The following is a 20,450-nucleotide window of genomic DNA, read 5'->3' on the forward strand; positions in this document are numbered from 1 at the left end:
GGGAGAAGTTCTTATCACAGAACAACCCCGCACAGCATTTAACTCCATCGCCACGCAGGTGCGACAGGACGTGGAAAAAATGGGGCACGAAAGAGTGGTTCATCCGGACTCGAAAACGAACGACTGCAACGGATGGGAGACTCGCCTTGGACTCCACCGGCTCTCCTCACCGATACCACCCCGTGGAGTTTATGTAGTAGCGGTCGGTAACCCCCAACTATGTCGGACATACTCGCGGAGAATCTCTCAGGGAAGGCCGTTATGGGGTCAGACGGCACGGAACTGGGGATGCTCTACAACATCACGATGAACTTGAAGACGGGGGAACTGTCCAGCCTCGTCGTCGAACCGGATGAACAGATCGACCCGAAAACCGTCGACCTCGAAATCGATGAGGATGGGCATTTCGAACTTCCCGTCAACCGGGTACAGGCGGTCAAAGATTACATCGTAGTTCAGCGGTAATGTACGTTTTAGACGCCTCAGCTTTTATCAACGAGTATCATACGACCGAACAGACAGCGTCCATTCCAATGGTCCAACAGGAGCTAGAGGGCGAACACGCCTTCCGATTCGACGCCATGGAAGGGTCAGGGATGCACATCCACCTGCCACGCGACGATGCGGTCGAAAAGGTCCGCCGTGCCGCGGACGAGACTGGTGATTTGGACGTCCTGTCGATGACGGACATCCGACTCATCGCCGCCACGTTCGAACTCGACGGGACGCTCGTCACCGACGACTACGCGATGCAAAACGTCGCCGAACGTATGGACGTGGCCGTCGATGTTATCGCTCAGGACGGCATCGAGGAACAGCGAAACTGGTCGTTCCAGTGTGCCGGTTGTGGTCGGGAGTTCGACGAGGACAAAGACCGCTGTCCGATCTGTGGCAGTCCGCTCTCGCGGAAGAACCCCTCCTAAGGGTTTACCCGGCGTACTGTACGTACATCAGCCCGAAAAGGACTGCGTCGAACGAGCCGTGTATGAGTGCCGAGACGGTGACGTTGCCCGTCTTGAGGTAGGCACCACCGAGGAGGAGTGAGAGCAGGAAGATGACGATGAGCGTTCCACCGGTCGCGACGAGCGTCGATGACCCTGCCGCGTAGGCGGGGATGTGTGCCAGTGCGAAGATCGCGCTCGCGACGACGACCGCACCGTATTTCGAGAACGGACCGTACAGGGATTTTTGAATGATGTTCCGGTAGAGCAACTCCTCACCCGGGCCGATGAGGAGCCATGCGGCAGGGATCATGATGAGAAGGATTTCGGGATTGCCCGTACTGACTTGTTGTTCGATGCTGTGGTCCGCGGTCCCGATTCCGAGTTGGGTGAGGATGACGCCGACGATGATCTGCAACACGAGGAGGCCGATCGTGCCGACGACGACATAGCCCCAATCACGCGCATTGGGGAGCTTGAAATCGAGATACGACAATCCGTATCCACGGCCGAGCATGAACAGGGCGGCGACCGTTCCGGTCCCAAAACCGAGTGAAAGCGTGGAAAGCGCGAGTCGTTCCATCGGTCCAAGCGAGTTGGGACCGAGGACGAGAAGGAACGCAGTCGCCCATAGCGAGATAGCGAGCAGGCCCGAGAAGCCGAGAACGCCACCGATTGTGACCGCACGCACCATCTGGCCGAGCGAACCACGAGTCGGCGAATCGCCACCGACGCCTGCCGCTGTACCGTCTTCCATAGCCGGAGGAAGGGACTGCGGGAGTAAAGATGCTACGACCAGACGTTCAGTGGCGACGGGAGAGGAGTGCGATTCCGGCGAGCGCGGCCATTGCGACGACCAATCCGAACCCGGGTTGACCACCGGTATCGCTAGATTCGACGGTAGTCGTGGAGGTATCGACACTCTCGTCGGCCACAGGGGTGGTCTTCTCGGTCGTCATCTCGGCTTCGGTGTCATTCGTCACGGAATCGCTGGTCGTGGTTGTCGTCGATAGCGCCGTCGTCGTTGTCGTCGTCGTTTCCGTTCCGTTTTGGAGGACACCATCGACGGCGACGAGCGGATCTTCCGCAGTCGAGTTGTTTTTCCGCGTGGAGACGACGACGCCGAACTCCGTTTCGGCGTCGTAGTCGCTAAAGTTGAACGTCGCAGTGAACGTTCCATCCGGTCGAACCGCAACCGGCCGCGATTTGAAGAACTGGCTCGTCGCGTGAATTTCGACGAGCAGTTCAGTATCCGGTTCGAGGGTCGTTTCGCCATGAAGCGTCTGGTTCGCGGCAGCATCGAGGACGAGGAGGTCACCCTCGTAATCGAGCGACACGGAACTGTTGTTCGCCTCGGTCGTATCGTGGTCGAACGGCGTATCAGCGAGCGTCTCTACGGGATATCCGTCGGACGAAGCGGGGTCACTGAAAGCAGTGGCCGCGCCGGTGAAGAGCGAAATTGCGACGAAAGCCGCGAGAACCGTCGAAACGTAGTTGTTACTCATCATACTGTAAGTGCGCCATTGAGGAGACGCAGAGGACGTTTGATTACACTTCGTAGTCCGGTAAATGCTTTGTGAACGATGGCTATTCGATCACGAGATTCGACTTGTCAGCAACCGAATCAGCTTCGTCGAACTCGCCGCCGCCAAGCAAGCCGCGGGCGGCACGCTTGCCCCACTCGACTGCCGGTTGGTTGAACGTCTGGACGCTGTAGAGTTCACCCGCGAGGACACAGGACGCTTCCAAACAGTAGAGGAGTTCGCCGAGTCCATATTCGTCGACGCGGTCGATTTCGAGACGGACGGACGGCTGTCCCGATTCCGCAAGACTCGCCTCGGTCGCTTCGAACTCCGCGTCGAGCAGTGTTCCGAGGCTTTGCCCGCCGAGGTACTCCAGACCGGGAAGGTCGGTTTTCGGGATCGAACGGTCCCCTCGCTCGGTCGGACGGACGAACGTGACCATCTTGTCGCGGGGGCCTGCCCGGTACAGCTGGAGTTGGGAGTGCTGGTCGGTCGCACCGAGCGCTCGGACTGGCGTCTGACCCAGTCCATCCTTCCCGAGACTCTCGGCCCACAACTGAGCGAACCACTCGGCGAACGTCTCCAGCGACTCGGCGTAGGGCATCATCGCGTTGATTCCCGCCCCGCGTTCGTCCAGCGCGTAGCACGCCGTTCCGTAGGCGTAGGCGGGTGAATCGAACAGCGATCCCGACAGCCGATTCGCCTCCGCCGCTGCCCCCGAAAGCACCGCGTCGATGTCGTGACCCTGAATCGCGGCACAGGCCAATCCGACGGTCGAAAGCACCGAAAACCGCCCCGGAACACCGTCCGGAACGTCGAGTGCGGGCAGGTCGTGTCGGTGTGCGAGGTTTCGGAGATTGCCCTCGTCGCCGGTCGTGACGAAGGTTCGGTCCGTCCAGTCCACGCCGTCCGCTTCCATCGCGTCGCGCACGGCGAGGAAGTTCGCCAGCGTCTCGGCCGTCGTTCCCGAGCGAGAGACCACGTTGACTGCAGTAGTCGAGAGCGGGATGGTGTCGAGAAGGGACGAAACGTGTTCGGGGTCCACGTTGTCGAAGAAGTATGCATCCACATCGGATTCCAGTCCGTGCGCCAGCGTCGCCGCGCCGAGCGCACTTCCGCCGATGCCGACCGTGAGTACAGTTTCGGCATCCGCGAACGGTTCGACCGCGGCCCGAATCTCGTCGGTATCGGTCGTCTCCGGCAGGTTCAGTGCTTCGTACCCGTGTTCGTTGTTTTCGCGTCCCGTTTCGATTCGCTCGTGGGCGTCGGCGACGCGCTCGTCCAATCGGTCGAGTGCGTCGCGTGAGACGCCGGGAGAGGCAACGGTGTCGAGGACGTTGCCGAGGTCAACTCGCATACGAGAGTCGGCACTGTGTGGGAAGAAAAAGCCACCTGCTTCGGTGCGCCGGGAACGTGCCACTGGGAGAGAGTTCTGGTACAGTGATTTCAGGCATCACCTACTTATCCCGGATGGTTCGGAACGGGATTTCCCGATGTTTACCGCTGTCACTCGAATACTGAGCCCCAGTCGCTTCAACACTGCCGATCTTACGAGCGGTTTCGATCGAGAGGCAGGTACCACATCCCAAACGCCGACCGGTCGAAAATCGGCGACCGCCGGAGGTAGCAGGAGTCAGCAAGCCGCACAAACCACAGAATCAACAGCCACGCAGCCACTAGAAAGGAGGCAACTCACCACAAGCGGGGAAAGTAATTCACCGCGAACGAGGAAAGTGGTGATTTAGTACGCGTATCGCAGATTCGGCACCGGGTCGTCACCGGCCTCGATTTTCTCCAGGGCGCCCTCGAAGTCCCGCATCGTCACCTCGGTACGACCGTCGCGAATGGCAAACATACCGCTTTCAGTCGTCAAGCTTTCGATTTCGGCACCGCTGAATCCTTCGGTTTCCTCGGCAAGTCGGTCGAAATCCACGTCGTCCGCGAGGTTCATGTCGCTGGTGTGGATTTCGAGGATACGGTGACGACCCTCCTCGTCCGGGTTCGGCACTTCGATGAGGCGGTCGAAGCGACCGGGGCGGAGGATGGCACTGTCGAGCATGTCGAAGCGGTTGGTCGCCGCGATGATGCGGATCTCGCCGCGGTCCTCGAACCCGTCCATCTCCGAGAGCAGTTGCATCATCGTCCGCTGCACCTCGGCGTCGCCCGACGTTTTCGAGTCGGTACGCTTCGATGCGACCGCGTCGATTTCGTCGATGAAGATGACTGCCGGTTCGCGCTCGGATGCGAGTTCGAACAGGTCGCGGACGAGTTTGGCACCCTCGCCGATGAACTTCTGAACGAGTTCCGATCCGGCCATCTTGATGAACGTGGCGTCGGTCTGCTTGGCGACTGCCTTCGCCAGCATCGTCTTCCCAGTTCCCGGTGGCCCGTGGAGGAGGACGCCGGATGGCGGTTCGATACCGGCGGCTTCGAACTGTTCGGGGTTGATGAGGGGTTCTTCGACCGCTTCCCTGACCTCTCGAATCTGTTCTTCGATACCACCAATGTCGTCGTAGGCTACGTCCGGCGATGCGTCCACTTCCATCGCCTGTGCTCGCGCGTCCGTCTCCATATCCAGTAGTCGCTCGATGGTAAACGAGTCGTTGACTGCGACCCGATCACCGGCCTCGATGTCCTCGCGCAGTTGCACCGCGACGTCCGTCAACACCTCTTGGTTGTTTCCGTGTTGTTTGATGATGAGACCGTCATCAGTCACGTCTTCAACCGTTGCAACGTACAGCGACGTCGTTTTCAGCGTCTCGTTCTCCCGCTGAAGACGATCCACCTCGTCGGCAAGATCTTCGCGGCGTTCTCCGGCGTCTTCGACACGTTCACGCAGTTTTTCGTTGACCTTGACGATATCCGTAAAGTGTTCCTGGAGTGCCGACAGGCGCTCCTCATCGGACATCTCCGGATCGAGTTCGAGTGTTGGTCTATCAGGGACAGATGGACTGCGCGACATTTGTTATTCCTTCGTATGTCGCCACATTAAAAGTGCCTTTGGGTCGCGGACCATCCGGAAGACTTCTGTATCTTCAAAATAATCACGCGTGTTGCCGTGGTTTTGTGGGTATTTACTCCCTTTTTGACTCAAATTACACCAAGATATTTTCAAAAAAATATAATATGCAAGATCCAACGACGGTGAAAATCGAACGTGAGCAATCCGGGCGGGACAGCGACTGAGAGACTGTTCTTCGTGGGGCGAAATCGATAGCGGGTCCCGTGTTAAATCAACGATTCCATCTTATCGAGATGTGCGTCGTAGACATCGAGGGCTCGCTGAATCGGTTCGGGCGACGCCATGTCGACACCCGCATCGCGAAGAAGTTCGAGCGGGTATTCTCGTGATCCACTGCTGAGGAAGTCGAGGTACTTTTCGGCAGCGGGTTCGCCTTCCTCCAGAATCTTGTCGGCCAGTGCAACGGCGGCGCTGATACCCGTACTGTACTGATAGACATAGTAGGCGCGGTAGAAATGCGGGATACGCATCCATTCACGCTCGATTCGCTCGTCAACGACCGCGGGTTCGTAGAACTCGCGTTTGAGGTCACCGTAGATCTCGTCTAGTCGGTCGGGCGTGAGTGCCTCGCCATTCTCCGCTACCTGATGGGTTTGGTATTCGAAGTCGGCGAAGAGCGTCTGGCGATAGAGAACCGAGCGGAACTGTTCCAGATATTCGTTCAACACGTGAAGACGGAATTCCGGATCCTCGACGGTTTCGAGTAGATGGTGTGTCAGGAGTGCCTCGTTGACCGTGCTGGCTACCTCGGCGACGAAGATTTCATAGCCGCCGTACACGTAGGGTTGCGTCTCGCTCGTCAACTGCGAGTGAAGCGAGTGCCCGAGTTCGTGTGCGAGCGTATACATCGAGGTGACATCGTCTTGATAGTTCATGAGGATGAACGGCTGCGTGTCGTATGTCCCACCGCTGTACGCACCCGACCGCTTGTCCTGCGTCTCGTACACGTCTATCCAGCGCGAATCGATGCCGTCAGCGACGCGCGACTGGTAGTCCTCCCCGAGCGCACCCACGGCGTCGACGACGTACTCGACCGCTTGGTCGTAGTCGAGGTCGGGACTCTTCGAGTCGGTCATCGGCATGTAGATATCCCACATTCGGAGTTCGTCCACTCCGAGGCTCTCGCGTTTGAGTTCGGCGTGGCGATGGAGTTTATCGAGGTTGTCACGCACCGTATCGAGCAGATTGTCGTACACCTCCGGCGGGACGTTCGGACCGTCCAGCGCCGCTTCGCGTGCGGTGTCGTAGTTCCGGGCGCGAGCGTACTTCACGTCCGACTTGACGCTGTTTTTATACGCAGCGCCGACCGAATTCCGCACGTCACTCCACTCGTCAAAGTAGTTCTCGTAGACCGTCTGCCGGAATTCGCGGTCGGGATTTTTGAGCAGGTTGACGACGTTACTTTGTGTTATTTCGACCGCATCTCCGTCAGGGCCTTCGACGGTCGGGAAGGCCATGTCGGCGTTCGAGAGCATGTTGTAGATCTCGCTGGACGCACCCGTGACCTCGCCGAACTCCGCGAGTAGATTCTCGATTTCCGCCGAGCGGGTGTGCTCTTTCATCCGCATCACGTCGTCGAGGTAATGGTCGTACTGTTCCAGACCGTCCGTCTCCTCGATCATGCGGTCGAGTTCGTCGCGGTCGAGTGACTGCACTTCCGGCTCGATGAAACTCGACGCGCTCTGGGCACGCGAAGCGAGCGACTGGGCACGGGTCGAAAGTGCCTGATACTGTTGGTCGGAGGTATCCTCGTCGCTTCGCATTCGGGCGTACGATGCAACCATCGAGACCTCGCGGCCGATTTCGTCCGAGAGTTGCAGAACCGAGAGAAGGGTTTCGCCGTCGTCCGTCGTTTGGCCTTCGTACGCTTCGAGGTCACCCAATCGGTCCTCGACGTTCTCGTAGGCTTCCTCCCATTCGTCGTCGCTCGCGTAGATGCTCTCCAAATCCCATTTGTACACGGTATCGATATCGCTCCGTTCGGGAACAGAACTCATACCATACTGGTAAGGATAGCTCCCCTGTAAACGTTGAGATTTCGGAAGGATACTTTACCGCCGGACAGAGGTTTTTACGGGATGACGACACAGTGGGGGTATGGTTGACGAGGCACAGATAGCGCTCGCCGGAATGTGGCAGGACGAGTATCCATGGACGTTTTTGACGAAATTGACCGAACTCGAAAATCGGATGGGTGGCCATCCCGGTGAGCGACGGGCCGCCGAACTCGTCGCCGAGGGGTTCGAACGCGCTGGTGCGCGAAACGCCCACACCGAATCGTTCGAGATGGACTGTTGGTCACGTGGGTCCGCACGACTCGCGGTCACTGACCCGGTGGAACGCTCGTTCGAAACCATCGCGCTGCCGTACTCGCCCGCTGGCGACGTACAGGGCGAATTGGTCGATGTCGGCCACGGCATGCCCGACGAAATCGACGAGAACGACGTTGCCGGAAAAATCGCGGTTGCAAGCACGACGACACCCGCGGGGAGTCGGTTTATTCACCGAATGGAGAAGTTCGGCTACGCTGCCGCAGCAGGTGCCGACGGGTTCATTTTCCACAATCACGTTTCGGGACAACTTCCACCGACCGGGTCGCTCACCTTCGGGGACGAAACCGCGATTCCGGGTGTCGGGGTGAGCAAGGAAACCGGTGCATGGCTGACCGACTACGCCGACCGCGGCGCAAGTGCGAGGCTCATCGTCGATGCCGAAACGACACCGGGGACGAGCCACAACGCCGTTGCGGAACTCGGGCCGGATACCGAGGACGAGGTCGTGGTCGTCGCTCATCTCGACTCGCACGATATCGCCGAGGGTGCCCTCGACAACGGATGCGGTATTACCGTCGTCGTCGCGGCGGCCCATTTGCTTGCGAAGATGGACCTCGACACCCGGGTTCGAATCGCCGGAGTCGGCTGTGAAGAAATCGGACTGTTGGGAAGCGAGGTGCTCGTAGAATCGCTCGACCCCTCGAACGTAAACGCCGTCGTCAACGTCGATGGTGCGGGCCGATTCCGCGACATGCGGGCGTACCTTCATGGTTCCGAAACGATGCGTGACGTGGTCGAAACCGTCTCGGATGAGACGAATCAACCCATCAAGCAACAGGAGGGAGTCCATCCCTTCAGCGACCACTGGCCGTTCCTGAAAGAGGGAATTCCCGCGCTCCAACTGCACAGCGAGCAAGACCACAGCGCGCCGGGAGCACGCGGCCGGGGATGGGGACACACCCACGCCGACACACGGGACAAAGTGGACGACAGAAACCTGCGCGAACACGCCATGTTGGCGGCGTTGCTCGTGCGAGAGGTCGCCTCGCGCGACGAGATTCCGAGGCGGGAGGCGGAGGACGTGGCCGCGAACCTCCGCGAAAACGACTACGAAGAGGGGATGCGGGCGGCCGGCATCTGGCCCGACGAGTGGGTTTAACTTTCGATTCGCTTGCCGTCCATGATCGCTCCGATGAGAACCGCGAGGCCACGGAGGACGAAGTAGACCCCGACAAACAGCGACAGGCCGGTGATAACCAGTGACAGGATTGCACCCACTGTACCGAAGGAGAGGGTGAAAATGCCAGCAACTCCCGAACCGATAGCTCCGAGTATCAGACCGAGGAAGACGTACATCGTCGCTTGCCAAAGCCAGTCAGTGTCAGGTCGATGACTCATACGGGAATCCATCGTCCAAATAACAAAACGATTCCGGTGGACGAAATCGACGGGAGTCGTACTCACCCAACGGAAAGTCAGCCCCGGTGCGTGATTTCGTCCCGGACGATGTCCTCGACGAGTTCCCCGAGTCCGCGGACGATGAAGTAGACCCCGATAAGGAGGGAACTGATATAGAACAGCGCGAACACGACGATTCCGAAACCATTTATCGCCCCGGCAATCGTCGCGCCGACCCATCGTCCGAACGAGAAAATCAGTATCCCGGTGGCGATGTTTACCGTCACATCTCGGAGCAGGTCGTTGCCTACCATAATAGATGGCCCCACATGACAGTGAGAAAGCTATTCGAGGTGTGTAGTGATCTCTCCGGCAACTCGCGACCGGGTCCGGCGCTCGATTCGCAAGTCGCGGAACACGTCTCTGGCACTCTTCGCCGCATCGTCCTCGAGTTCGAACTCACAGCCATAGCCCACGTCCGCGAGCAGCAGTGGATGTGCAGGAGCGGGCGGGATTCCTTCCGGTCCGTCCAACGGTTTCGCGGAGAGGACGCGCTCGATTTTCGCCATCGGGGCGTCGCCGACCGCGATGGCGTGGACGAGCGAGACGACCCGACGAACCAGATTACGGGCAAAGCCACCGGCCCGGAGCGTAAAGACGAGATAGTCGCCGTCCTGCAGGACGTGGATATCGAGGTCGCGGACGGTACCGTCGTCATCGGGCGTCAGATTGTGATAATCGTTCTCGCCGGCGAGTCGCTTGGAGGCATCTTTTGCGAGACCAAGGTTCGCCTTCGGGGCGTAGCAGTGGTAGACGTACTCCCGATAGTAGGCGTCGTGTGTCGCGTGAAATTCCGGAACGACCTCGGCGCTCGCCCACGCACGGATCGACCCCGGAAGTTCGCTGTTGAACGCCGAGGGAGTGAGCCAGTCGGGACACTCGAACGCGACTGTCTGTGCAAGAGCGGAAACACCGGCGTCGGTTCGACCCGCGGCGGCGTATCCCTCCGGGACGGTATCCGCGACACCGAGGGCACGGAGTGCATCGAACATCGCATCCTCCACGGTCGGAACGTCCGGCTGGCGCTGAAATCCGTAGAACGGACGGCCATCATAGGCAACTCGAAAGGCGCGCATCGCCAGTCCGTACACGTGGGATGGGTATAGTTCGTTGGATGCTACTGCATGGAACGATATCGGTTGTAGATGCGTACCGGACGGTAAGTCCAGGGTTCACTCGAATCGAAAAGTTATATCCGTGGTAAACGACCAGTCAAGCGTTGCATTATCCACCGGTGAGAAACCCTGTAACGTAGGTTTGCTCGTGCGCAGGGAACACGTCGTTTACCGCATCCGCACCGTGCTGTTCCGTAAGTAGGGTTCGTAATTCCGCTTCGTAGTCGGCCTTTCGAATTTCGTCACTCGGGCCGGATTCGACGTCGAGGTTCGCAGTGACGAGTCGATCGACTGCACTGCGACCGAATCCGGAGAGTGGCACGATATAATCGATGTCGTAGCGGTCTTCGAGACTTTGCGTTTGCGCACGCGAGACCGTTGGGACCCGGTCGTCCCGACGCGTTCCATCGGCAATCGCGTCGAAGCGCATCCCAGCCACGCTTTCCAGAGCGTGGAGATGTACTTGCTGGATACCGTTCCGAGGATAGCCGTCTTCGACCATCCGTTCGACTGCGGTGAGTGCCGCGTCTCGGTCGAGTTCGACGGTCTCGAAGTCAAACCCGGTCGCTTCGGCGGTGTCCCGAGCATGCTTCCAATCGTCGGTAACGCCGAAGTGAGCCGTGACGAGCGTCACGTCGTAAAAATCGTTTAGCAGGAGGGCGGCGAGCGTCGAGTCCTTTCCCCCGCTGTAGAGGAGTCCGAGTTCCATCTCAGCGGCGTTTGATGTTGAAGCTCTTCTTATCGGGCTTCAGTTCGCGGAGCAGTTCTTTCATTTTCTGGTCGTCGATTTTGCCGTTGATTCGCCCGCTTTGTGCGATAGCGAGGATTTGTTGTTCGACTTGGTCGGCGAACTGCGGCTTGCTCATCCGAACCGAGTTCAGTCGTTTACGAGCGCCGTCGGTGAGGTACTGCCGGAGCAGGGCCTGCTTCTGTGCATCAGCCTGCTGTTGTGCCTGTTGTTGGGCATCTTCTTGCTGTTTTTGATCCTGCAGTTCCTCCATCTTTTTCTTTCGAAGCTCTTCCAGTCGGTCGTCGTCAGGACTTCCACTCATGCCTTGTCCCTTGCTTACCGCGCACGACCAAAAACAATTACGGAGGACACCGTCCGAGCAGGTGAGAAAATCGAGACGGTCGAACTGTAGATTCGAGAATAGTCACGACTCACGGGGAGAAAAAACGATAGTCGAAAACGGAAATCGCGTTCTTACGCGTAGCGTTCGAGTTCCGGTCGGTCCAGGTCGGACATGACCTCACCGGCCGTATCGTCGAGGAAACTGCGACCCTCGGCGGAGATTTCGCGGCCGCGTACCTCGCTGGACTCGATGAGGCCTTCCTCTTCGAGCTGCTGGAGGATGGTTCGGATGACCTTCTTGCTCCCGTCAGCGCGGTGTGCCGGTGCGACGACGTAGCGGTTCGAACCGGATTTGGTGTCGCCGTATTCGGTCGAAAGGCGTTCGACGCCGACCGGTCCGTCCACAGCCACCTTTCGGAGGAGGCTGCCTGCACGGACGTACCAGAAGTCGTCCTGCTCCGGAGGCAGTTCGCGTTGTGCGCCGGTTTTTGCGAACTCGAACCAGTCCGGTTGTTCGATTCGATCTGCAAGCTCGTCGGCGAGCGCTTCGATGAGCGCGTCAGCCGGAACGTCGTAGAGCGTCGTCATACGATTGGATTCCCTTCGGCGGCGTTTAAAGCCATCGTTACGGAGTTCGGACGAGCAGGGTGGGATGCCGTCTCAACCACCGTTCGCGCCGGAGAGTGCAGTTCGAGGTATTGCATGATAGCGAACAGTTGGCTCCCCACTGTGCGGTCGGTCCCCAATTCACGGCCGATTATCGGGGACTACTCGCCGTTCGTCTTGTCAGCTTCCAACATCGCTATCGTCACCCCGCCGAGCATCGTCGGAAGCCAGTAGGTCGCACCACGGTGAATGAACGCCGCCGCACCTGCCGTCGCCGCAGTGACACCCGTAATCGGCACCAGTAGCAGGACCAGTGCCGCCTCGACACCGCCGAGGCCGCCCGGGAGTGGTGCGACGCCAGCGATACTCCCTATCGGAACGATGAACAACACCGCCGCGAACGGAACGGGGTGTCCGAGCGAGTAGAGCGACAACCACAGCGAGATGGACGAGAGGAGCCATCCGAACGCCGAAAAGAACACGGCAAGAAGGAGACCACGACGGTCACCCGCGATTCGCTCGATAGCACCGAAAAACCCGTCGACTCGCCGCTTGACGGCAGGTTTTGTCGTCGGGTTCACGTTCGGGACGACGCGCGCAGCGATGCCGATGAGCGGGACGGCACCACCCGCGATACCTTCCCCCACACGGTCCCGGTTCTGCCAACCGACGACCGCCGCAGTGGGAATCGCGACCGCTATCACGACGATAGTGAGTGCAACCAGTTCTATCGTATCACCGAGCGTGACCACCGTCGCGTAGTAGGCGACACCGACCAGCGCAAACGTGATCGAGGGGACGAAGTTGATGGAGTCTACGGTCGCGATAGCGCCGAGGCTGGTCTCGTACTCGGCGTTCGTCACCCGAGAGATGAGCAGGGCGGTGAACGGTTCGCCACCGGCTTGCCCGAACGGCGTCACGTTGTTGGCGAACGTCGCGCCCGCGTAGAGGAAAAACGCCCGGAGCGCGGAGACGTGAACGCCGAGAATCCCGAGAACGGTACGGAGCGACATCGCCCACGAGAAGAGCCAACAGAGTGCAACGACCACGACGAGGGCAACCACCCGAGCATTCGCCATCGACAACGCCGAGATCACGCGGTCGATACCGAGGACGGAGAACACGACGAGGAGGACGGCGACTGCGGCGACAAACCCAACGACGATCGTCCGCAGGTCGCCCAAATCGAGACGCATCAGTTATCAGTTCGCCAATATCGGGGACACTGCTTGAAGCCAACGAAGACCGTTCGGCTTTTTTCTCGGCGCGACAGAACGATCGATATGGACGAACGGGCCGCGCTCAAATTACTGGCGGGCAAACTCCCCGACGCGGGTGACGACGCGGCGGTCGTGGACGGATTAGTCTTAACGACCGACATGCTCCACGAGACGACGGACTTCCCCTCCGGGACGACACGGTACACCGCCGGGTGGCGTGCGGTTGGTGCCTCCCTCTCGGACATTGCGTCGATGGGGGCACAAGCAGTCGCTGCCGTCGCTGTCTACGCCGCACCCGAATTCGAGCCGGACGAGCTCGAATCCTTCGTGACTGGTGCGAGCGACGTCTGCGAATCGGTCGATGCGCGCTACGTCGGCGGCGACCTCGATACGTTTGGAGAGTTCACGACGACGACGACCGCGCTCGGCCGAACCGACAGCCCGATTACTCGGTCCGGTGCACAGCCAGGGGACGTTCTCTGCGTGACTGGAACGCTGGGACGGAGCGGCGCGGCACTTCGATTGTTCGATCGAGGCGAAACCGAACGAGCAAACGAGCTCTTTCGATTCGAGCCGCGCGTGGCGGCGGGGCGAGCCCTCGCACCGCACGCGTCAGCGATGATGGACTCTAGTGATGGCCTCGCACGGTCGGTTCACCAACTGTCGGAGGCCAGCGGTTGCGGGTTCGAACTCGACGGCGAGGCGATTCCGGTCGCTGAAAGCGTTCGTGACGTTGCCGAGGATGAAGACGACAAGCAGACGTTGAGTCTCTTTTTCGGCGAGGATTTCGAACTCGTCTTCACGATTCCAGAAAAAGCAGTGTCGGAGGCACGAACAGCGTCACCGACATCGGTTTCGGTTATCGGCGAGGTCACGGCTTCCGGCGTGACGATGGACGGCGAACCGCTTCCTGACCGTGGGTACACCCACGGTCAGGAAATGATTTGAATCGGTGTCGGCGTGAAACAGAGGAATCCAATGACGAACGTCAACACGCCAAGCAGTTTTCTCCGTGGGTCGAGTTCACCGTCGTCGATGGGTGTTGCGGGACCGACGTAAGCGAAGAACATCGACAGGAATCCCCAGATAACCCACAGAACGGTCGCGTTGCTCACGTGGAGGACGTAAAAGACGTACGCCGCCAGTCCGAATAGGACCGCAGGAACGAGCGCGGCGATACTTTCCTGTCGTTCGCCGACGATCGCCCGAACGATGTGACCGCCGTCGAGTTGCCCGACCGGGATGAGGTTGAGGAACGTGACGAACATTCCGACCCAACCGCCGATAACGACCGGGTTGACGGATTTCGTCGGGTCGTTGTCGTACGCCAACGGCTCGCCGACGACCGCTGCGATAGCCTTCAGCAGGGGCGGATAGCCGAACTTCACCTCGATGGTCGATGCACTGTTGAGCGTCGCTTGGGAGACGGTTACGGGTTCCAACGTCAATCCGATTGCCGTGACGATAACCGTCGCGACGAGGCCTGCCAGCGGTCCGGAGACGCCGATATCGAATAGCGCCTCGCGGTCGGGCATCTGACCTTTCATCCGGATGACTGCACCCATCGTGCCGATGAGCGTCGGCATCGGGATAAAATACGGGAGTGTCGCGTCAACGCCATGGTAGCGACTCATTACGTAATGGCCGAGTTCGTGCGTTCCGAGGACGCCCATCACGGCGAGGGTGAACGGCCACGCCGTCAGTGTCGCATCGATCGGACTGGAAAGCGGGTTGACGTGGTACCACGACGCCCCAGCCCAAAGCGTCGAGAGGATGGTCGCGACGAACAGCAGGACGTTTTTCCATGGGATACCGTCCGGACCGAGTGTGACGGGTTCGGCGACGAGCACGTACTCTCCCATCCGGGTCGAGAGCGTGACTTCGTAGCCTTGTTGTCGAAACAGCGGCCACACCGTCTTCATCAATCTCTCTTGTGGAACCAGCGGCTCGCCGTAGTAAATCAACTGCTCGCCGTCTCTGCGAACGTCGTACACCCGAAAAACTGAGCGAAGTCGCTCCAGCGGAGGTCCATTCTCGGGCGGCTCGGTCGAAGCCATTCAGTCTCAATACGGAACGAATCGGTATAAACCCCTAGACGATAGTACCTGACTGCAGGACGGCGATGAGAAGCGTCAGTACCGGCACGCTGGCTAACGTACTGACGAAGATAGCCGTGCTCACGTATTCCGGGGCGGAAAGTCCCACATTTCCGCCATCGTACTCGATACTCAAAATGAGCGGCGTTATCGCCGCCGGCATCGCACATTCGAGAACGAACACCCGAGCGACGGTTACGTCCTCGAAGCCGAGAAGAAAGACGACGACGACGGCGACGAGCGGTGCAACGAGGAGTTTCATCGCGTTCGCGACGCCCACGCGGGAGACGGCGGCACCCGAATCGGTGTTCGCCAACTGGATCCCAAGCATCAACAGCATGATAGGAATCGCCGCATCGCCGGTCAGTTTCAGCGTCTCCATCGCGGCGGAATCGACGGGGGGAACGATATCGAGTGCACGCGCCGCACCAGCGGCAAAGACGGCGTAGACGAGGGGAAGTTTGAACACGTCACGAAGCGCCGCAAGGTTCGACGTGCCGTTACCTCGCGACGCGAGATACACGCCGACAGTGTAGGTGAGCACGGATTGAGCCGCAATATAGAGAATTGCGGTACTACGGCCTACGTCACCGAATGCGAACTGCGAGAGGGGAATTCCGTAGTTACCCGCGTTGGGAAACGCGCTCGTTAGCACGAGTGCTCCGAGGACGGGTTCCGACTCGCCAAGGGCCCGTCCGACGAACTCCGCCAACAGCGCCATCCCGAGCGTGAACACCGCAACGCCCACAGCGAGCGTCACGGCGGTACCCCCACCGAGCGACGACGTCGTGAGGCTGTGAAAAACGAGTGCAGGAGTCAGAACGTAGATGGTAACGGTTCCCAACGCATCCACGTCGATATCACGGAGGGTCCCGAGAAAATATCCGACGGCAGCCACGGAGAGAACGGGGAGGATAGCGGTCGTCAACGCGGAGAGGAGTGACACTGGTCGAACGAAGACAACGGGGAATTACAAAGCCATCGAAGGCGGAAAACAGGAACGGCGTGACGAGGGACGGCATTCAGGACCGTCGAATTGGGGATTTGGGTGCGTTTCGGCTGCAGCGTTGTCGGGGGAATCGCGGAGGGTGGGAGGTTTGTAGGGGATGCGATATCAGGGGAGCACGGGGTGTGATTCGTGTGGGGATTGGGGATTCAGGGTCCGTTGGGGTTCGGAGCGTGGGGAATTCGTGGCGGGGTGTTCGAATGGGACACGTGCGGGGACGTGCGGGCCGAGGTGCGTTATGCGGGAGCCACGCGCCACGTGGTCGCACTCGTGTACGACCACTTTTCGACTTCGAGCTCAGCGCAATCGGTCAGTTTCACCATCAGCGCACCGATCTCTTTGGCGGAGAGGTCGACTTCGTCCGCGATGAACTTGCTTTTGAAGTACATCTCTCCATCGCTCGCTTTCTCGCACAGGTACTGCTTGAGTCGGTCTTCCTTGGATTCCGGTTCAGGGCTTTCAGGGGCGATTTGCGTGGTAGCGCTCATGTGCTGACTCCACTTCGCCCATGGAGAGGAGGGATGTTATAAAGGGAGGAAGCTTAGGGTGGTTTCGGGAATCTTCAGCACTTTCGAGCGGAAAGTGACGTGAACGCGGGTGAAAGTGACATTTCACGAAGTATTCAAAAACGCTTAGAATGTTTAAAAGCCCCTCTCGTTTTTTATTTCCCGAATCTAGAAACTGTCGTCGAATGGGTCGAAAAGCGTGATCAGTCCCACCGATACCGTCGGTCTATCGCTCGTGAACCCAGAACTGTTCGTCGGTGGTCACCTCTTTTTTGAAAATCGGTACCTCCGCTTTTAAACGATTGATACCATCCTCGACGGTTCGAAACGCCTCTTCGCGGTGACCAGCGAGCACGACGACGAAAACGATATCCTCACCGTATTCGATGACCCCCGTTCGGTGGTGCAGTAGAACGGTGAAAACCCCGTCACGCGTTTCGAGTTCGTCACGAATGGTGTTCAGTTTCGTCTGTGCGACCCCGTCGTATATCTCGAATTCGAGGGATTCGGTCGGTGTATCGTCGTCACTGTCCTTAGCCCGGACGCGCCCCGTGAACGTCGCAATCGCACCCGAGCGTTCCGCATTCGGCGAGCGTTTCGCGCGCTCAACGAGGGATTCGAGGGTTTCGTACTCCTCGACAGCTGCCAGTGCATCGCAAACAGCCTCGACGTCGAGGCCGTCCGCGTCGGTTGCGACGAGCGTTTCGCCAGCGAAGTCGGTGTCGTCGAGGGAAACCGTCGGTATATCCGCGGCTGGAAAGCCGGAAACGACCGCATAGTCGTTCTCCGGTGCGAGTTCGTCGAGTACATCGGAGAGCGAGCGGTTCCCACCGCGGGCACACCACCCGTTCTCACCGAGTTCGACCGTCGTCGAGTGAGACGAATTCGGCGAATCAAACCCGTTTGCCGAACGGGTCGAATCGGTCGATACCGACGACGAGGTAACGACGGCCACTCGACCACGTTTTCCGAGCTGATTCGCGAGTCGGTCTGCAACTCCCCCCGACTCGTCTCCGACGATACCCAGTATCTTCATGCGCGTAATGGAGATGGCGAGGCGCTTTTACCCTTCGGTCGGAAGTTGAGAACGCTTAAGGCTGCGTCCCCGTAAGTCGGCCATAGTATGAAGGTCGTCGTTTCTATCGGCGGGAGCGTACTCGCGCCGGACCTCGAATCCCAGCGCGTCCGTGGCCATGCCGAAGTCATCGAATCGCTCGCAAAAGAGGGGTGCACCATTGGTGCCGTCGTCGGTGGTGGCGGTGTCGCGCGGGAGTATATCGGCGCGGCGCGTAACCTCGGCGCAAACGAAATCGAACTGGACGATATCGGTATCGACGTGACGCGGCTCAACGCTCGCCTGCTCATCGCAGCACTCGGCGAGCAAGCTGCACCGAGTCCCGCCGAGACGTACGAAAAAGCGGGAACGGCGATGCACCGTGGCGATATCGCCGTGATGGGCGGCGTGATGCCCGGCCAAACGACCGACGCCGTGAGCGCGGCGCTGGCGGAGTACACCAACGCCGACCTGCTCGTTTACGCGACGAGCGTCAACGGCGTGTTTAGCGACGACCCCAACGAAGTAGACGACGCGACAAAATACGACGAACTGTCCGCCGGTGAACTCGTCGATGTCATCGCCGACCTCGAAATGACCGCAGGAAGCTCTTCGCCGGTCGATCTGCTGGCCGCAAAGCTCATCGAACGATCGGGCGTCAGAACCATCGTCCTCGACGGCACGGAGCCGGAGCGAATCGCGGACGCGGTGCTCAGCGGAGACCATAGCGGGACCGATATCATCCCGGAGGGCACCGACGACGAGATGACCTACTGGGTACAAGGATGAGCACGGGCACAGCACCAGTCGATGAGCGTGACGAGGGGGGAGCCGACCACCACGTCTTCTGGGCTGACGAAGTCGCCGACCGGATCGAAGCACGCGACCCGGATGACCCCATCATCATCAAGGGTGGAATCTCTCCATCGGGGGTTCCGCACCTCGGCAACGTCAACGAGATCATGCGCGGCTACTTCGTCGCCCAGGTGCTGCGTGACAGAGATCACGAAGTGAGACAAGTGTTCACCGCGGACGACCGCGACCCACTACGGAAACTACCACGAAAGCTCGCCGACTTGGACGGCAGCATCGTCGATCTGGGTGACGTGAACGCCGGTGCACTCGGTCGTAATCTCGGCAAGCCGTACACTGACATTCCGGACCCGTTCGACTGCTGTGGTTCCTACGGCGAGCATTTCTCGAACCTCATCCAGCAGAGCGCGGATTTGCTCGGCGTTCCAATCGACGTGATGTCGAACACCGAGATGTACGAGTCAGGTGCATTAGAGGACGTAACCCGTGAACTCCTGACGAACGCCGAGACGGCACGAGACGTGCTGGCCGAATATCAGGACAAGGTGGATGGCGAGTACATCCCGTTCAATCCCATCTGTGAGGAGTGTGGGAAGGTTACCGAGACGGTCACTGATTTCGATGTCGAAAACGGGACCGTCGAATACGTTTGCACCGACCTGAAGGCCGGCGACAACACCATCGACGGCTGTGGTCACGAAGGCACCGCAACACTCCGCGAAGGGAAACTGCCGTGGCGATTCGAATGGCCAGCCCAATGGAAGACGCTCGACGTCGATTTCGAACCGTTCGGCAAGGACCACGCGGAGGGGTCGTGGCCGAGCGGCGAGGATATCGCCCGGAACGTCATGGATTTCGAACCACCGGTTCCGATGACCTACGAGTGGTTCACCCTCAACGGGAAGCCGTTTTCCTCCTCGGAGGGAAACATCGTGCTCGTTTCCGAGGTGCTGGAACTACTCGAACCCGAAGTACTCCGGTACTTTTTCACCAAAGACCCGAACAAGGCGCGCGACTTCGACATTGGCCGCCTCGACCTGCTCGTGGACGAGTTCGACCGATTCGAGCGAATCTACTTCGGCGAGGAGAACGCCGACGAGCGGGAAACCGCACTCGCCGAGCGAATTTACCCGATGGTCGTGAGCGAGATTCGACCCGAGCGGATCCGAATCCCATACACGTTCGCCGCCATTCTGGGAATGACCGACGACCCCGAACTCCGAGAGGAGATCGCGCGAAAGGAGGGACACATTCCCGACGATGCGCCGGACTGGGCAGTCGAGGAGGCGCTCGCGCGAGTCGAACGAGCGCAGACGTGGGCACAGCGAACGAGCAACGAATACGACTACGACCTGAAGCGAACGGAGATGCCCGAGGCGGCGATAAATGCCGAGACGGCGACCGCGCTCGACGAGCTCGCGGATTTCATCGAAGCGGGCCACGACGGCGATGAAATCCAAGAAGAGATATACGAGACCGCAAAGCGCCACGATATCGATATGGGTGAGTTCTTTGGAACGGGCTATCGCCTCTTTTTCGACGAGGACCAGGGGCCAAAACTCGGACCGTTCCTCTCGAATTTGGATCGGGAGTTCGTGCTCCGCCGACTGCGACGGGAAGGATAACCGGAGACGTTTTTTACGAGTCCCCTAATCGCCAGCAGAGTTAATAGTGCTGGCAAATATAAACCTACTACCTCCGCATAATAGGTGCATAACAAAGTACCCACATGTGTTATAGAGAGG

At 59.4% G+C, this 20,450-nt stretch carries 22 protein-coding genes; 6 read left to right on the forward strand and 16 right to left on the reverse strand.

Annotated elements, in window-relative coordinates; translation table 11 throughout:
- Positions 1-219 precede the first annotated feature (219 nt).
- Together OOF89_RS04325 and OOF89_RS04330 are read left to right on the forward strand one after the other, a co-directional pair.
- Entirely contained in the window at positions 220-465 is a 246-nt protein-coding gene (locus tag OOF89_RS04325) for a PRC-barrel domain-containing protein (RefSeq protein ID WP_076430449.1), read from the forward strand.
- On the forward strand, positions 465-923 hold the full coding sequence (locus OOF89_RS04330; protein WP_266078786.1) for an NOB1 family endonuclease: 459 nt from the start codon (positions 465-467) through the stop codon (positions 921-923). The genes OOF89_RS04325 and OOF89_RS04330 overlap by 1 nt, the downstream gene beginning before the upstream one ends.
- 4 nt (positions 924-927) lie before the next feature.
- Here the strand turns inward: OOF89_RS04330 and OOF89_RS04335 are convergent, their stop codons facing one another.
- From OOF89_RS04335 to pepF, 5 genes are all read right to left on the reverse strand, one after another.
- Positions 928-1,698, reverse strand: coding sequence for a CPBP family intramembrane glutamic endopeptidase (locus OOF89_RS04335; RefSeq protein ID WP_266078788.1), 771 nt, complete (start codon positions 1,696-1,698; stop codon positions 928-930).
- Positions 1,699-1,744: 46 nt separating this feature from the next.
- A complete protein-coding gene (locus tag OOF89_RS04340) occupies positions 1,745-2,449 on the reverse strand; it encodes a BGTF surface domain-containing protein (protein WP_266078790.1) in 705 nt (234 codons plus the stop codon).
- A gap of 79 nt (positions 2,450-2,528) precedes the next feature.
- The gene (locus tag OOF89_RS04345; RefSeq protein ID WP_266078792.1) at positions 2,529-3,821 is read right to left on the reverse strand and encodes a glucose-6-phosphate isomerase; all 1,293 of its coding nucleotides are present in this window, start codon (positions 3,819-3,821) and stop codon (positions 2,529-2,531) included.
- 384 nt (positions 3,822-4,205) lie between these two features.
- Positions 4,206-5,426: a proteasome-activating nucleotidase Pan2 gene (pan2, locus tag OOF89_RS04350; protein ID WP_266078794.1), complete on the reverse strand. Its 1,221-nt coding sequence runs from the start codon at positions 5,424-5,426 to the stop codon at positions 4,206-4,208.
- Positions 5,427-5,692: 266 nt separating this feature from the next.
- On the reverse strand, positions 5,693-7,483 hold the full coding sequence (gene pepF / locus OOF89_RS04355; RefSeq protein ID WP_266078796.1) for an oligoendopeptidase F: 1,791 nt from the start codon (positions 7,481-7,483) through the stop codon (positions 5,693-5,695).
- Between the two features lie 100 nt (positions 7,484-7,583).
- Between pepF and OOF89_RS04360 the strand changes: the two genes are divergently transcribed.
- Positions 7,584-8,918, forward strand: coding sequence for a M28 family metallopeptidase (locus OOF89_RS04360; protein WP_266078798.1), 1,335 nt, complete (start codon positions 7,584-7,586; stop codon positions 8,916-8,918).
- On the opposite strand, the gene OOF89_RS04365 is transcribed toward OOF89_RS04360, so the two are convergent.
- The 7 genes from OOF89_RS04365 to OOF89_RS04395 all read right to left on the reverse strand — a co-directional run bounded on the left by OOF89_RS04365 (position 8,915) and on the right by OOF89_RS04395 (position 13,206).
- On the reverse strand, positions 8,915-9,157 hold the full coding sequence (locus OOF89_RS04365; RefSeq protein WP_266078800.1) for a hypothetical protein: 243 nt from the start codon (positions 9,155-9,157) through the stop codon (positions 8,915-8,917). The two genes, OOF89_RS04360 and OOF89_RS04365, sit on opposite strands and share 4 nt — an antisense overlap.
- A gap of 77 nt (positions 9,158-9,234) precedes the next feature.
- A complete protein-coding gene (locus OOF89_RS04370; RefSeq protein ID WP_266078802.1) occupies positions 9,235-9,471 on the reverse strand; it encodes a hypothetical protein in 237 nt (78 codons plus the stop codon).
- Positions 9,472-9,501: 30 nt separating this feature from the next.
- Entirely contained in the window at positions 9,502-10,293 is a 792-nt protein-coding gene (truA, locus tag OOF89_RS04375; protein WP_266078804.1) for a tRNA pseudouridine(38-40) synthase TruA, read from the reverse strand.
- 148 nt (positions 10,294-10,441) lie between these two features.
- A complete protein-coding gene (locus OOF89_RS04380; protein WP_266078806.1) occupies positions 10,442-11,041 on the reverse strand; it encodes a DUF7411 family protein in 600 nt (199 codons plus the stop codon).
- Position 11,042: 1 nt separating this feature from the next.
- On the reverse strand, positions 11,043-11,384 hold the full coding sequence (locus OOF89_RS04385; protein WP_266078808.1) for a DNA-binding protein: 342 nt from the start codon (positions 11,382-11,384) through the stop codon (positions 11,043-11,045).
- 152 nt (positions 11,385-11,536) lie between these two features.
- On the reverse strand, positions 11,537-11,992 hold the full coding sequence (locus OOF89_RS04390; protein ID WP_266078810.1) for a 30S ribosomal protein S19e: 456 nt from the start codon (positions 11,990-11,992) through the stop codon (positions 11,537-11,539).
- Between the two features lie 179 nt (positions 11,993-12,171).
- Positions 12,172-13,206, reverse strand: coding sequence for a lysylphosphatidylglycerol synthase transmembrane domain-containing protein (locus tag OOF89_RS04395; RefSeq protein ID WP_266078812.1), 1,035 nt, complete (start codon positions 13,204-13,206; stop codon positions 12,172-12,174).
- An 87-nt stretch (positions 13,207-13,293) separates the two neighbouring features.
- Between OOF89_RS04395 and thiL the strand changes: the two genes are divergently transcribed.
- Positions 13,294-14,178 (forward strand): thiamine-phosphate kinase, encoded by an 885-nt coding sequence (gene thiL, locus OOF89_RS04400; protein ID WP_266078814.1) that lies wholly within the window; start codon positions 13,294-13,296, stop codon positions 14,176-14,178.
- Here thiL and OOF89_RS04405 read toward each other — a convergent pair.
- The 4 genes from OOF89_RS04405 to OOF89_RS04420 all read right to left on the reverse strand — a co-directional run bounded on the left by OOF89_RS04405 (position 14,163) and on the right by OOF89_RS04420 (position 17,874).
- Complete coding sequence (locus OOF89_RS04405; protein ID WP_266078816.1) at positions 14,163-15,287, reverse strand: site-2 protease family protein; 1,125 nt, start codon at positions 15,285-15,287, stop codon at positions 14,163-14,165. The two genes, thiL and OOF89_RS04405, sit on opposite strands and share 16 nt — an antisense overlap.
- 34 nt (positions 15,288-15,321) lie before the next feature.
- Positions 15,322-16,272: an AEC family transporter gene (locus tag OOF89_RS04410; RefSeq protein ID WP_266078818.1), complete on the reverse strand. Its 951-nt coding sequence runs from the start codon at positions 16,270-16,272 to the stop codon at positions 15,322-15,324.
- 296 nt (positions 16,273-16,568) lie between these two features.
- Positions 16,569-16,820: a DUF7123 family protein gene (locus tag OOF89_RS04415; RefSeq protein WP_266078820.1), complete on the reverse strand. Its 252-nt coding sequence runs from the start codon at positions 16,818-16,820 to the stop codon at positions 16,569-16,571.
- A 244-nt stretch (positions 16,821-17,064) separates the two neighbouring features.
- Positions 17,065-17,874 (reverse strand): molybdopterin synthase, encoded by an 810-nt coding sequence (locus tag OOF89_RS04420; RefSeq protein WP_266078822.1) that lies wholly within the window; start codon positions 17,872-17,874, stop codon positions 17,065-17,067.
- A gap of 87 nt (positions 17,875-17,961) precedes the next feature.
- Here OOF89_RS04420 and pyrH point away from each other — a divergent pair, with 87 nt between their 5' ends.
- Both pyrH and lysS read left to right on the forward strand, forming a co-directional pair.
- Complete coding sequence (gene pyrH, locus OOF89_RS04425; protein WP_266078823.1) at positions 17,962-18,681, forward strand: UMP kinase; 720 nt, start codon at positions 17,962-17,964, stop codon at positions 18,679-18,681.
- Entirely contained in the window at positions 18,678-20,330 is a 1,653-nt protein-coding gene (gene lysS, locus OOF89_RS04430; RefSeq protein ID WP_266078825.1) for a lysine--tRNA ligase, read from the forward strand. The genes pyrH and lysS overlap by 4 nt, the downstream gene beginning before the upstream one ends.
- Positions 20,331-20,450: the final 120 nt, after the last annotated feature.

Source organism: Haladaptatus caseinilyticus, from assembly GCF_026248685.1.
GTDB lineage: Archaea > Halobacteriota > Halobacteria > Halobacteriales > Haladaptataceae > Haladaptatus > Haladaptatus caseinilyticus.

Bases quoted from the DNA above. Each gene is read 5' to 3' on its own strand.
- OOF89_RS04390 (WP_266078810.1), bottom strand. From the start codon at position 11,992: ATGACGACGCTCTACGACGTTCCGGCTGACGCGCTCATCGAAGCGCTC.
- OOF89_RS04385 (WP_266078808.1), bottom strand. From the start codon at position 11,384: ATGAGTGGAAGTCCTGACGACGACCGACTGGAAGAGCTTCGAAAGAAA.
- pyrH (WP_266078823.1), top strand. From the start codon at position 17,962: ATGAAGGTCGTCGTTTCTATCGGCGGGAGCGTACTCGCGCCGGACCTC.
- lysS (WP_266078825.1), top strand. From the start codon at position 18,678: ATGAGCACGGGCACAGCACCAGTCGATGAGCGTGACGAGGGGGGAGCC.
- OOF89_RS04330 (WP_266078786.1), top strand. From the start codon at position 465: ATGTACGTTTTAGACGCCTCAGCTTTTATCAACGAGTATCATACGACC.
- OOF89_RS04380 (WP_266078806.1), bottom strand. From the start codon at position 11,041: ATGGAACTCGGACTCCTCTACAGCGGGGGAAAGGACTCGACGCTCGCC.
- OOF89_RS04340 (WP_266078790.1), bottom strand. From the start codon at position 2,449: ATGATGAGTAACAACTACGTTTCGACGGTTCTCGCGGCTTTCGTCGCA.
- OOF89_RS04360 (WP_266078798.1), top strand. From the start codon at position 7,584: ATGGTTGACGAGGCACAGATAGCGCTCGCCGGAATGTGGCAGGACGAG.
- OOF89_RS04395 (WP_266078812.1), bottom strand. From the start codon at position 13,206: ATGCGTCTCGATTTGGGCGACCTGCGGACGATCGTCGTTGGGTTTGTC.
- OOF89_RS04405 (WP_266078816.1), bottom strand. From the start codon at position 15,287: ATGGCTTCGACCGAGCCGCCCGAGAATGGACCTCCGCTGGAGCGACTT.
- pan2 (WP_266078794.1), bottom strand. From the start codon at position 5,426: ATGTCGCGCAGTCCATCTGTCCCTGATAGACCAACACTCGAACTCGAT.
- OOF89_RS04345 (WP_266078792.1), bottom strand. From the start codon at position 3,821: ATGCGAGTTGACCTCGGCAACGTCCTCGACACCGTTGCCTCTCCCGGC.
- truA (WP_266078804.1), bottom strand. From the start codon at position 10,293: ATGCGCGCCTTTCGAGTTGCCTATGATGGCCGTCCGTTCTACGGATTT.
- OOF89_RS04325 (WP_076430449.1), top strand. From the start codon at position 220: ATGTCGGACATACTCGCGGAGAATCTCTCAGGGAAGGCCGTTATGGGG.
- OOF89_RS04420 (WP_266078822.1), bottom strand. From the start codon at position 17,874: ATGAAGATACTGGGTATCGTCGGAGACGAGTCGGGGGGAGTTGCAGAC.
- OOF89_RS04335 (WP_266078788.1), bottom strand. From the start codon at position 1,698: ATGGAAGACGGTACAGCGGCAGGCGTCGGTGGCGATTCGCCGACTCGT.
- OOF89_RS04365 (WP_266078800.1), bottom strand. From the start codon at position 9,157: ATGAGTCATCGACCTGACACTGACTGGCTTTGGCAAGCGACGATGTAC.
- OOF89_RS04370 (WP_266078802.1), bottom strand. From the start codon at position 9,471: ATGGTAGGCAACGACCTGCTCCGAGATGTGACGGTAAACATCGCCACC.
- OOF89_RS04415 (WP_266078820.1), bottom strand. From the start codon at position 16,820: ATGAGCGCTACCACGCAAATCGCCCCTGAAAGCCCTGAACCGGAATCC.
- thiL (WP_266078814.1), top strand. From the start codon at position 13,294: ATGGACGAACGGGCCGCGCTCAAATTACTGGCGGGCAAACTCCCCGAC.
- pepF (WP_266078796.1), bottom strand. From the start codon at position 7,483: ATGAGTTCTGTTCCCGAACGGAGCGATATCGATACCGTGTACAAATGG.